This is a genomic window from Amycolatopsis nalaikhensis, assembly GCF_030264295.1.
GTDB classification, from domain to species: Bacteria; Actinomycetota; Actinomycetes; order Mycobacteriales; family Pseudonocardiaceae; genus Amycolatopsis; species Amycolatopsis nalaikhensis.
In genome coordinates this window covers 9387355-9399643 of record NZ_CP127173.1, presented here as the reverse complement: position 1 = coordinate 9399643, position 12289 = coordinate 9387355, and the positions used below count along the sequence as shown (strand labels likewise).

7 protein-coding genes and 1 pseudogene are annotated in these 12289 nt (G+C 69.7%); 6 read left to right on the top strand and 2 right to left on the bottom strand.

Annotation, left to right across the window (positions count from 1 at the left end; genetic code table 11):
- Positions 1–171: 171 nt before the first annotated feature.
- Positions 172–1480 (top strand): annotated as a pseudogene (locus QP939_RS52080) (AMP-binding protein); the annotation flags it as partial.
- 159 nt (positions 1481–1639) lie between these two features.
- Complete coding sequence (locus tag QP939_RS52075; RefSeq protein WP_352252859.1) at positions 1640–1954, top strand: AMP-binding enzyme; 315 nt, start codon at positions 1640–1642, stop codon at positions 1952–1954.
- Here the strand turns inward: QP939_RS52075 and QP939_RS45580 are convergent.
- Positions 1951–3633: a helix-turn-helix domain-containing protein gene (locus QP939_RS45580; protein ID WP_285453061.1), complete on the bottom strand. Its 1683-nt coding sequence runs from the start codon at positions 3631–3633 to the stop codon at positions 1951–1953. The two genes, QP939_RS52075 and QP939_RS45580, sit on opposite strands and share 4 nt — an antisense overlap.
- 145 nt (positions 3634–3778) lie before the next feature.
- On the opposite strand from QP939_RS45580, the gene QP939_RS45575 reads away from it, so the two are divergent.
- The 3 genes from QP939_RS45575 to QP939_RS45565 all read left to right on the top strand — a co-directional run bounded on the left by QP939_RS45575 (position 3779) and on the right by QP939_RS45565 (position 7976).
- A complete protein-coding gene (locus tag QP939_RS45575; protein ID WP_285453060.1) occupies positions 3779–5176 on the top strand; it encodes an MFS transporter in 1398 nt (465 codons plus the stop codon).
- On the top strand, positions 5173–6774 hold the full coding sequence (locus QP939_RS45570) for a tannase/feruloyl esterase family alpha/beta hydrolase (RefSeq protein ID WP_285453059.1): 1602 nt from the start codon (positions 5173–5175) through the stop codon (positions 6772–6774). Before QP939_RS45575 ends, QP939_RS45570 begins: the two co-directional genes overlap by 4 nt.
- A 242-nt stretch (positions 6775–7016) precedes the next feature.
- Entirely contained in the window at positions 7017–7976 is a 960-nt protein-coding gene (locus QP939_RS45565; protein ID WP_285453058.1) for an IS481 family transposase, read from the top strand.
- On the opposite strand, the gene QP939_RS45560 is transcribed toward QP939_RS45565, so the two are convergent.
- Complete coding sequence (locus tag QP939_RS45560) at positions 7973–8722, bottom strand: GH12 family glycosyl hydrolase domain-containing protein (protein WP_285453057.1); 750 nt, start codon at positions 8720–8722, stop codon at positions 7973–7975. The two genes, QP939_RS45565 and QP939_RS45560, sit on opposite strands and share 4 nt — an antisense overlap.
- A 218-nt stretch (positions 8723–8940) precedes the next feature.
- Here QP939_RS45560 and QP939_RS45555 point away from each other — a divergent pair, with 218 nt between their 5' ends.
- On the top strand, positions 8941–11790 hold the full coding sequence (locus tag QP939_RS45555; protein WP_285453056.1) for a glycoside hydrolase family 9 protein: 2850 nt from the start codon (positions 8941–8943) through the stop codon (positions 11788–11790).
- Positions 11791–12289 lie beyond the last annotated feature (499 nt).

Sequence of the window (12289 nt, the reverse complement as noted above, 5' to 3'; positions counted from 1 at the left end):
ATTCTTTTGATCTTTGAACGTCACGGAAGGGAGAACGGGCCCGACATCCCCCGCCCCTCCTCGCGGAGTGTTCAGCCGCCGGTTGAGCTTGTCAAGGCGGGAAAGCGTGCCTTGACAAGCTCAACCGTCGACTGAAGGGCGGCGAGGACGAGGGGCGGGGGAGGTCTGGTGATGTCGTGCCTGCTTTGCGTTGCCGGCCGCCGGTTCCGCAGAACTTCGAGTGGAGGAATCCGCCGCCCGCGACCCGCGACAAGTGGAAGTTTCCACCCTCATCTCCCCGCCCGACCCGCCCTTATGGTTCATCACACCCGCCGACCGAAAGAGAGCGCCATGCCGAGGGAACTGGACGGGCTGATGCAGCCGCGGCCGCTGACCATCGCCCACGTCCTGGAGCGCGCCGAACGGCTCTTCGCGCACAAGCACGTCGTCACCGCCGGGGGCGAACGGCTCACCTATGGCGAGGTCGCCGGCAATGTCCGGCGCCTGGCCACCGCCCTCGACTCCCTCGGCGTCCCCGTTGGCGCTCGCGTTGCCACCTTCGCCAGCAACAGCCGCCGTCACCTCGAGCTCTACCTCGGGGTCCCCGCCACCAAACGGGTCCTGCACTCCATCAACATCCGGCTTTCCGCCGAACACCTCGAGTACATCGTCACCCACGCCGAAGACGACGTCGTCTTCGTCGACCGTGGTCTGCTGTCGCGGATCTGGCCGAGCGCCGATCGGCTGCCGGGCGTTCGGCACTGGGTTGTCCTGCCCGACGGTACCGATGAACCGATCCCCGCCGATCCGCGCATCTCCCACTACGACGACTTGATCGCCGCCGAGCCGTTCGAGGGTTCCTTCGAGGACACCTTCACCCTCGCCGACGAGCATCTCGCGTCCGGCCTCTGCTACACCTCCGGTACCACCGGGCGGCCCAAAGGTGTGCTGTACAGCCACCGCTCGACCATTCTGCACTGCCTCGGCACCCTCGCCGCCGGGCTCATCGGCCTCAGCGAAAGCGATGTCGTCCTGCCGATCGTGCCGATGTTCCACGCCAACGCCTGGGGCCTGCCCTACGGTGCCGTCATGGCGGGCGCCTCCCTCGTGCTGCCCGGCGCCTCCGCGGATCCGGCTCACCTGCTGGGGTTGATGGAAGCCGAACGGGTGACCGTCGCCGGTGCCGTGCCGACCGTCTGGGCGAGCCTGGCTCCGCGCCTCCACGACCACGAGCTGCAGCGCGACGCGCTTTCTGCTCGGTGGTGGCTCCGCCGTCGCCCCGGCCCTGTCCGAGACCTACCGCGCCGCCATCGGTGTGCCCATCACCCACTCCTGGGGGATGACCGAGATCAGCCCCGTCGGGGCCATCGGCGGGACGCGCACCCAGCACCGGGATGCCACCGACGACGAACTCGTCGCCGTGCGCGCCGCCCAGGGCCAGCCGCTTCCGCTGGTGAACCTGCGGATCGTCGACGTCGAAACCGGGCGGGAACTGCCGCGCGACGGGCAGGCCGTCGGCGAGTTGCAGGTGGCCGGACCTTGGGTCGCCGGTGGCTACTTCCGGGTTGCGGGCGATGGCAGCTTCACCGGCGATGGCTGGCTGCGCACCGGCGACCTCGCCACCCTCGACGCCGAGGGCTACCTGCGGCTCGTCGACCGGATGAAAGACCTCATCAAGTCCGGTGGCGAGTGGATCTCCTCGGTCGAACTCGAGGCCGCCATCTCCTCACACCCCGGTGTCGCCGAGGTCGCCGTGATCGGCCGCCCCGATCCGCGGTGGATGGAACGTCCCGTGGCCTACGTCGTCCTGCGGGACGGCAGCACCGCGACCGCCGACGAACTCCTGGACCACATCACGCCGATGGTCGCGAAGTGGTGGTTGCCCGACGACTTCGTCTTCCTGCCCACCCTGCCCAAGACCGGCACCGGGAAGCTGGCGAAGAACACACTGCGCGACTCGGCGCGCATCGCCTAGGTCGTCCGGAGTTCGTGGAGCCGCAGACCGAGCTGGAGCTCGAGGTCGTTCTCCCGGCGCCAGTCGAAGCCCAGCACCTCGCTCGCGCGGTCGAGCCTTTTCAGCAGCGTGTTGACGTGGACGTGCAACGCCCGGGCCGTCGCCGCGACGTTCGCTCGGTTGTCGTAGTACGCGCTGAGCGTGCCGACCAGGTCGGTGCCCCGGCGGCGGTCGTGGTCCAGCAGCGCCCCGATCGAGTCCTCGAGGAACCGGTCGAGTTCGCCCGCGCGATCGGCGTCGAACAGCATGGCGTACAACGCGTAGCGGCGCGTCATGGCACCCAGGTCCGTGTGCCCGAGCGCCCGCACGACCGCGCCGCAGCGGCTGGCCAGCGAGAACGCCCCCGCCCAGTCGTGCCCGGCCGCCCGTTCGCCGATGACCACCACGGGGCCGCCCAGGGCCCGGCGTAGTCCACTGTGGACTTCCTCCGGGGTGGCGTCGTCGCCGGGGAGGATCATCGTGGCGCGGCCCAGGTGCTCGCCGGCCAGCCCGGCGTGGTCCCGGGCGATGTCGTGCAGGCGGCGGGACAGGTCGGTCGCCGACCACGCCGGGGACTCCACGACGAGCACCAGGTCCAGGCGGTCGACGTCGATGCCGCGGGCACGCGCCCGGGCGCGCTGGGCCGGGCCGATCCCGGGACCGCCGACCATGAGGTCGGTCAGCAGCTCGCCGCTCACCCGCTCGGCGGCCTCGGCGACCGCCTGCTCCTTGAGGATCAGCAACCCGAGGATGTGCGTGGCCCGCTCGAGCGTGCGCAGGTCGACGTCGTCCGGGGCGGCCTCGCGCCGCCACGCCAGCGCGCCGAGGTAGCTGTCACCCGCCTGGATCGCCGCCACCGCCAGGGTGGTCCCGTCCTCCTCCGCCGACGTCGTGCAGCGCCCGGACCGGCGGGCCTCCTCGACCGCTCCCGCGAGGTCCGTCTCCAGTGGACTCGTCCGGTCGAGCAGCGTGACGCCGCCGCCGAGCTGGTCGGCGAGCAGCTGGGCGACGTCGCCGGGGGTGCCGCCGGCCAGCACCACGCCGGTGAGGGCCTCGTGGATCGCTTGCGCCCGTTCGGTTTTGCGGTAGGCGACGCGCAGGTCCCGCAGCGCCGTCCGGCTCTCTTCGTACAGGCGCGCGTTGTCGAGCGCGACCGCCGCGTGGTCGGCGAACGCGTTCAGCAGCGCGATTTCGTCGGCCTGGAAGGACCGCTCGGACCGGTCCGCGGCGAACAGCGCGCCCACCGCCTCGCCCCGGATCACCAGCGGCACCCCGAGCAGCGCGACGAGCTTTTCGGTGGTCACCAGCCGGTCGAAGGCCGGGTCGTGCTCGATCAGCGTCGACGCGGCGTAGTCGCGCACCCAGTGCGGGCTGCGGGAAGCCAGCACCTTGCCGCCGAGACCCACGCTCGTCGGGATGGCCGCCGCGAGGAACGACGGCGAGACCGTGCCCTCCGCCGCGCGGGCCGACAGCCTGCCGTCCGGGCCGACCAGCGACAGGTACGTGAAGTCCGTGCCGATCAGGTCGTGGGCGTGGTGCACGATCGACCGCAGGACGTCGTCGAGCTCGCCGAGCGCGGTGAGCGATTTGACGGTCGCGTACAACGACGCCAGTTCCCGTTGCCGTCGCACGAGCGAGCCCGCCTCCGCATCGCTGGCCACAGTGCCGTCCCTCCTCGCTGCGGGTGGGCGAAAGAACCACCGATCCGGCGGGAGGAGTGGATGGTCCACACCTCAGGCGACAGCGTAACGGCGCCATACCATGACCGCCATCACGGGCCTGCGCTCAACGACGAAGGCGGCTTCCATGGCAATCCCGCTCACCCAACCCGAAGGACGGTCCGGCCACGCCGACGCCGACCGGTCCCCGGCGCACCGCCGGGCGTTCCGCAAGCTGCTGGCCGCGGGGCTGATCGGCAGCTCGATCGAGTGGTACGACTTCTTCCTCTACGGCACCGCGGCCGCCTTGGTGTTCCCCAAGGTGTTCTTCCCGCATTCGTCGGCGCTGACCGGGACGCTGCTGGCCTTCAGCACGTTCTGGGCGGGCTTCGTGGCGCGGCCGGTCGGCGGGGTGCTGGCCGGGCACCTCGGCGACAAGTACGGGCGCAAGCCGGTCGTCGTCACCTGCCTGGCGCTCATGGGGGCCGCGACGTTCCTGATCGGCTGCCTGCCCAGCGCGGCGTCCGTCGGCGCGCTGGCCCCGATCCTCCTGGTGACGCTGCGGTTCGTCCAGGGGCTGGCGGCCGGCGGCCAGTGGGGCGGCATCGTGCTGCTGCTCACCGAATCCGCCGGGCCCAAGCGCCGGGGCTTCGCCGGGACCTTCGGCCAGACCAGTGTTCCGGTCGCGGTGATCCTGTCGAACCTGATCTTCGTCGCGGCCAGCGGCCTGATGCCGGACGCCGCCTTCCTCAGCTGGGGCTGGCGCATCCCCTTCCTGCTCAGCGTCGTGATGTTCTCGGTCGTCCTCTACATCCAGGCCAAGGTCGAGGACACGCCGGAGTTCCGCCGCCTGCAAGAGGCGGCGAAGCCGGAGGAGGCGGTGGTCCGCGCGCCGCTGACGCGGGTCCTGCGCAGCAAGGCCGGCACCATCCTGCTCGGCTGCGGGCTCCTCTCGGCCACCAACAGCCTGTTCTACGTCAGCATTTCCGGGCTGCTGAGCTACGGCACCGGCTCGCTCGGGCTCAAGCGCGACGCCCTGCTCGCGGTGGTGCTGCTCAGTTCCGTGGCGATGCTGGTGACCATCCCGTGGTCCGGGCACCTCTCGGACAAGATCGGCCGCCGCCCGCTGATCCTGATCGGCGGCCTCGGCGTCGCCGTCTGGGCCTTCCCGTACTTCGGGCTCGTCGGCACCGCGTCCCTGCCGCTGATCTTCGTCGCGGTGGCCGTCGGGTTCGTGTTCCAGTGCCTCACCTACGGCCCGATCGCGAGCTTCCTCGGCGAGCTGTTCGCGCCCGCCGTCCGCTACTCGGGTGCGTCGCTGGCCTACCAGCTGTCCGCGATCATCGTCAGCGGCGGGACGCCGTTCCTCATGACCGCGCTCATCGCGCAGAGCGGCAGCACCTGGCCGGTCGCCGTCTACATCACGCTCATGGGGCTGATCACCTTCGCCAGCGCGTGGTTCCTGCCCGAGACGAACCCCGCCGACGTCCGCGAAGACCCGCACGCCGTCCCCGGCGCGCACCTCTACCCGAAGGGACAGGCGTGAAGACGCGACGATTCGCCGGTCCGGTGACGGCGCTGCTGCTGGCAGCCGCGCTGCCGCTGGCTGCCCCCGCCGCCGCGACGGCCGCCCCGGAGTGCGCGGGGCTCGCGGGGCTGACGATCCCGGCGTCGGTGGTGAGCCTGCCGACGACCGGCGGCCGGGTCACCTCGGCCGCGGTCGTCCCCGCCGGGTACTGCCAGGTCGACGCCGACCTGTTCCCGGTCGACCCGGCGGCGCCCGCGATCAAGCTGCGCGTCGCCCTGCCGGAGAACTGGAACCGCAAGGCGATGATGTTCGGCGGGGGCGGTTTCAACGGCACCATCCCGGACCTGACGGCGAACGTGCCGTTCGGCCCGGCGGACCAGCCGGTGCCGCTGGCGCGGGGGTACGCGGTGTTCGCGAGCGACTCCGGGCACCAGCAGAACCCGGCGTCGCCGCCGTCGCTGGACGGGTCGTTCGGCGTGAACGACGAAGCCGTGAAGAACTTCGCCGCCGGTGACGCGCTCAAGAAGACCCGCGACGCGAGCCTGTTCCTCATCCGGCACGCCTACGGGCGGAGCCCGGCCGAGACGTTCTTCGCCGGCGGGTCGACGGGTGGCCGCGAGGCGCTCGTCGTCGCCCAGCGGTGGCCGACCGCGTTCGACGGCGTGATCTCCGCGTACCCGGCGTGGAACAACCTCGCCGAGATCCTGGACCTCGGCTACCTGACGCAGGTCCTTTCCCAGCCCGGCGCCTTCCCCGGACCGGACAAGCAGACTCTCCTCTACAACAGCGTGATCAACGCGTGCGACGGCCTGGACGGCCTGCGCGACAAGGTCGTCTCGAACCCGGACTCGTGCCACTTCGACCCGCGCACGCTGCGCTGCCCGGGCGGGGCGGACGCCGGACCGACGTGCCTGTCGGACGCGCAGATCGGTGCCGTGACCGCGATGTCGTCGCCCTTCCGGTGGCCGTACCGGATCGCCAGCGGCGAGACCCAGTACCCGGGCTTCCCGTTCCTTTCGGGCGCGGACATGCGGACGCCGTTCCTCGGGTTCGGCACCACGGCCCCGGCGAACCCGATGCCGGTGACGAGCGGCTACGGCATGCAGTACTGGGACCAGTGGGTCAAGTACTTCCTGACCCGCGACCCGCGGCAGAACTCCCTCGAGATCGATCCCCGGCAGCCGGGGAAGTGGCTCGACCGCATCAGCGCCCTCTCGACGATCGAGGACCGCAACAACGCGGACCTGCGCCCGTTCGCCCGCGCCGGGGGCAAGCTGATCCTGCTCCACGGCGCCGCGGACGAGCTGGTCTCGCCCCGGTCGACGAACGACTACTACGAGCGGGTGCGCGCGGTGGCCGGTCCCCGGGCGACGGAGTCGTTCCTTCGGTACTACGTCGTGCCGGGGGCCAACCACGCCAACTTCGGCACCCCCGCGTTCACCGCGTCGTGGGACTCGCTCTCGGCGCTCGAGCGCTGGGTGGACCGCGGGCAGGCGCCGTCGAACCCGGTCGTGACCGACACGAGCCACCAGCGCACCCGGCCGCTGTGCGAGTACCCGGCCTGGCCCCGGTACCGCACGGGCGACCCGAACGCGGCGGCGAGCTTCGCCTGCTAGCCGCCGCGCGTCCCGCCCCAAGCGCCCCAATGTGGCCTTCGGTGCGTCTTACGCACCCAAGGCGGCCTTCGGTGCGTCAGACGCAACCAAGGCCGCCTTGGGGCGCTTGGGGCGGGGGCCCTAGCTGTACTGCCCGGGGAGGTTGCGATCGTGGTGACACGTGATCGGATGATCTTGGCGTGAGGGAGGGCCTCCGGGTTTGGTGTGGATTGCGACGTCTACACCGACCAACGGAGGCCCTCGTGACCCACGCTAACGCACCCCTGACCCCGACCGGCAGACTCCGCCTGGCCCGCTGTGTCGTCGAGGACGGCTGGCCGCTACGACGGGCCGCGGAACGGTTCCAGGTGTCGGTCTCCACCGCCGCCCGATGGGCAGGCCGCTACCGCGACCTCGGCGAAGCCGCCATGGCTGATCGGTCCAGCCGCCCGCGCACCAGCCCGGCCCGGACACCGACGCGGACCGAGCGGAGAGTCATCAAGGTCCGGGTGACCCGCAGGTGGGGACCCGCGCGGATCGCTTACCTGCTCGGACTGAACCCCTCCACGGTGCACCGGATCCTGTCCCGTTACCGGCTGGCCCGGCTGACTCACCTGGACCGGGCCACTGCCACCCCAGTCCGCCGCTACGAACACCCCGCGCCCGGTGACCTGGTGCACGTGGACATCAAGAAATTGGGCAACATCCCCGATGGCGGCGGACACAAAGTCCTCGGGCGGGCCGCCGGCCGCCGCAACAGCGGTCAGCGCGGCCATGGCTACGCCTACTTGCACAACGCCGTGGACGATCACTCCCGCCTGGCCTACACCGAAATCCACGCCGACGAAACCCGGGAAACCGCAGTCGCGTTCTGGACCCGCGCTCAGGCATTCTTCGCCGGTTACGGCATCGCCATCCGCCGGGTGCTGACCGACAACGGATCCTGCTACCGCTCACACCTGTGGCGCGACACGCTGCGCGACGCGGGCGTCACCCCGAAACGCACCCGGCCCTACCGGCCGCAAACGAACGGGAAGGTCGAGCGGTTCAACCGCACCCTGCTGGAGGAGTGGGCCTACGCCCAGCCCTACCGGAACGAGACCGAACGACGCCGCGCCTTGCCAGACTGGCTGCACACCTACAACCATCACCGCGGACACACCGCACTCGCAGGTCACCCACCCGCCAGCCGCGTCCCCAACCTCACGGGTCAGTACACCTAGCCGACGTTCGCGGAGAAGGAGTTGACGGCGAGCCCGACGCCGCCGCTCCACGGCTCGAACCCGGCCTGGACGCTGGTCAGGTACCACGACCGGTCGACGCGGGTGCGGTTGTCGACGTCGTTGACGAAGTCCATGACGTTGAACGACCAGCTGCTGAGCGAAGACTGGGCGACGTAGGAGACGACGTCGTTGCCGCCGTTGTTGCCCTGCCAGACTTCCCAGCCGCGCCCGCCGATGGTGGTGGTACCGACCCGGCCGCCGACCGGCTGGACCCCGCCGGCGCGGGTGAACCAGATCATCAGTTCCATCTGGTTCACCCCGTTGGTCTTCGGGGTGGGATCCATCCAGATGTCGTAGGAGGCGTCGAAGACCGAGCCGCCGACGTAGGTGTAGGAGATCGACGACGACGCGTTGCCGATCGAGCCGAGCTGGCGGGGCAGCGGGCTGCCGGGGGAGCAGTTCCCGTAGTGGCAGCCGAGGTAGACGGCGGGGTAGGAGAGCGGGGCGCCGCCGCTGGTGGAGCCCTGCTGGGTCTGGATCCGGAACCCGCTGCTCGTGACGTTGATGCACTGCGTGGCGCTGCTGCCCCAGCGGTTGTTCATGACGACGTACCGGCCGCCGATCGTGGTCGAGCCGTACTGGTCGCAAATCAGGGTGTCCGCGTGCGCGGCGGGGGCGGTGGCGACCGGGGCCGCGAGCCCGGCCGCGGTCAGCAGCAGGGCGGAAAGGGCGTGCCTGAGTTTCATCGTGCCGTCTCCACTTCGTCGTGGGTGCCGCTCTGGGAGCGCTCTCAGCAGGACTTGCTCCGATGAAACCACAGCGGAACCCCCAGGCAAAGGGGTTTCTCGTGATCGATTTTCGGGACGGGTGATTGCCAAGGCCGTGGTCGGGTGATTACAGTCCCCGAGCTGGGAGCGCTCCCATTGTGACCATCGGCGCGGCAACGACGACGAGGAGATGGCGGATGCGGGCACGAAGATGGCACGGCGTTCTGGCCGTGGCGGCGCTCGGGTTGGCACTGAACGCACCACCCGCATCGGCGGCGGACTACGAGAGGCTGCTCAACGGCACGTTCTCCAGCGGCACCATGGACCCGTGGTGGGCGGGCTCGGGGACGACGGGCCACGTCACCGGCGGCGAGTTCTGCACGGACGTCACCGGCGGCACGGCCAACGGCTACGACGCGCTGTCCGGCCAGAACGGCGTGCCGTTCGAGGCGGGGCAGCAGTACACGCTGACGTTCGACGCGCACGCGACGACCACCCAGCAGATCTCCGCCGTCGCCGGGGAAGCGGTGTCCCCGTACCGGCAGATCTCCCGCACCGACGTGACGGTGACGCCGACAACCCAGCACTTCACGGTCACGTTCACGTCCACATTGGACTTCCCGGCCGCGGGTGACGGCCAGCTGGCGTTCTGGTTCGGCGGCCAGGCGGCGGACAACACGGTGTGCCTGGACAACATCTCCCTGATCGGCGGCGTCGTCCCACCGGGTGGCTTGCCCCCGACGAGCGGCATCCGGGTGAACCAGGACGGCTACGCACCCGGCCTGCCGAAGAAGGCAACGCTGATCAGCGATTCGACGATACCCCTGACCTGGACGTTGAAGAACGCCGCGGGCACGGCGGTGACGACCGGCCAGACGCGCCCTCGCGGAGCGGACGCACCTTCAGGCGAGAACGTCCACGAAATCGACTTCTCGGCGTTCGACGTGACGGGCACCGGCTACACGCTGACGGTCGGCACGGAGACGAGCTTCCCGTTCGCGATCTCGGCGGACGGGCTGAAGAAGCTGCGGTACGACTCGCTGGCGTTCTTCTACAACCAGCGAAGCGGAATCCCGATCGACGCGAAGTACGTGGGAGCGGAGTACGCCCGCCCGGCGGGGCACGTGAACGTGGCCCCGAACCAGGGTGACAACAACGTGCCGTGCCGATCGGACCTGAACTGCGGCTACACGCTGGACGTGCGCGGAGGGTGGTACGACGCTGGCGACCACGGCAAGTACGTGGTGAACGGCGGAATAGCGGCCTGGGAGCTGCTGGACGAGTACGAGCGGGCGACGCGGCTCGGGGACGCGAGCGCACTGGGCGACGGCAAGCTGGCGATCCCGGAGCAGGGCAACGGGGTGCCGGACATCCTGGACGAGGCGCGCTGGGAGGTGGATTTCCTGCTGTCGATGCAGGTCCCGGACGGCAAGCCGAACGCGGGGATGGTCCACCACAAGATCCACGACGCGCAGTGGACGGCCCTGCCCACAAGGCCGGATCAGGACAGCCAGCCGCGAAGGCTGTCGGCCCCGAGCACGGCGGCGACGTTGAACATGGCGGCGGTGGCGGCACAGGCGGCACGCTTGTGGCGAACAATCGACGCGGCTTACGCGGACAAACTCCTGGCGGCGGCCGAAAAGGCGTACGCGGCAGCGAAGGCGCACCCGGCGATGCTGGCGGACCCGAACGACGGAACGGGCGGCGGAACGTACAGCGACAACACGGTGACGGACGAGTTCTACTGGGCGGCGGCGGAGCTGTTCGCAACCACGGGAAAGAGCGCGTACCGCACGGATGTGACGGGGTCGTCGCTGTACCGAGGGGTCAGCTTCAACACGCACGGTTTCGACTGGGGCTCAACGGGAGCGTTGGGTGACATCACCCTGGCTTTGGTCCCGACCGACCTGCCGGCAGCGGACATCACGGCGATCAAGACGGCGATCACGACAACGGCGGACAGCCACTTGACGCAGATGGCGGCAATGGGCTACCCGGCGCCATACCGAACGGCGGACGGCACGTACGAGTGGGGTTCGAACGGCTTGGTGGCGAACAACGGAGTGGTCCTGGCGTTGGCGTACGACCTGACAAAGCAGGAGAAGTACCGCGACGGAGCATTCGCGGCAATGGATTATTTGCTGGGCCGTAACCCGGCGAACTATTCGTACGTATCAGGCCACGGCGACCAGCCGGTGAAGAACGTGCACCACAGGTTCTGGGCACACGAGGTGGACGCAGCGTTGCCGATCGCACCCCCGGGCGCGTTGTCGGGAGGCCCGAACAGCGGCTTGCAGGACCCGACGGCGGCGCGTTTGCTGGCGGGGTGCGCGCCACAGCGTTGTTTCGTGGACGACATAGAGGCGTACTCGGTGAACGAGGTAGCGGTCAACTGGAACGCGGCGCTGGCCTGGCTGGCAAACTGGACGGCGGAGAAAGCACCGTCCGGAGTGGACACAACGGCGCCGTCAGCACCGGGCAAGCCGACGGTCGCGGCGGTGACGTCCACGGGAGCGACGCTGAGCTGGACGGCGTCGGCAGACGCGGAGAGCGGAGTAACGGGCTACGAGGTGGTGAGCGGCGGAAAGGTGCTGGCAACGGTCACCGGGACAACAGCGACGTTGACGGGGCTTTCGCCATCGACGGCGTACTCGGTGGTGGTCCGGGCCCGCAACGGCGCGGGTCTGGCGAGCACGGATTCACCGGCGGCCGAGTTCACAACAACATCGGAGTCGGGCGGCTGCACGGTGACGTACGCGGCGAACACATGGAGCGGCGGCTTCACGGCAACGGTGAGCATGAAGAACACGGGGACAACGGCGTGGCCATCGTGGACACTGGGGTTCACGTTCCCGGGCAACCAGAAGGTGACGCAGGGCTGGTCGGCAACATGGTCGCAGTCAGGAGCGAACGTGACGGCGAAGGCGATGTCGTGGAACGGTTCGGTGGCACCAGGCCAGACGATCGCAATCGGCTTCAATGGTAGTTACAGCGGGAGTAACGGGAACCCAACGGCATTCACGATGAACGGAAAGGCATGCGGCTAGCCAACCTTGACTAAGGAGCTGGGTGGTCATCCCGTCGCCTGAGGCCGTCAAAATCACTTTGAGCCAGGCCCGCAACTACCTGCTCACCGGCGCCGAACTACGCAAGCTTGCGGGCCTGGCTCAAAGTGATAGGCCTCAATCAGGCGACGGGATGACCACCTCGCGGCCCACCTCGAGAACGCAACAAGACTACGAGGCCCCGGCCATCCCGGAGCCTGCCCGTCCGGCGAGGACATTCTTTTGATCTTTGAACCCGCGTCCAACGAAAAGATGACGGGCCCGACATCCCCCACCCCTCCTCGCGGAGTGTTCAGCCGCCGGTAGACCTTGTCAAGGCGGGAAAGCGTGCCTTGACAAGCTCAACCGTCGACTGAAGGGCGGCGAGGACGAGGGGCGGGGGAGGTCTGGTGATCTCGTGCCTGGCTTGCGTTGCCGGCCGCCGGTCCCGAGCACGCACCACCGGCCGCCGGCCTCCAGCCGTCGGCCACCGGCCGCCAAC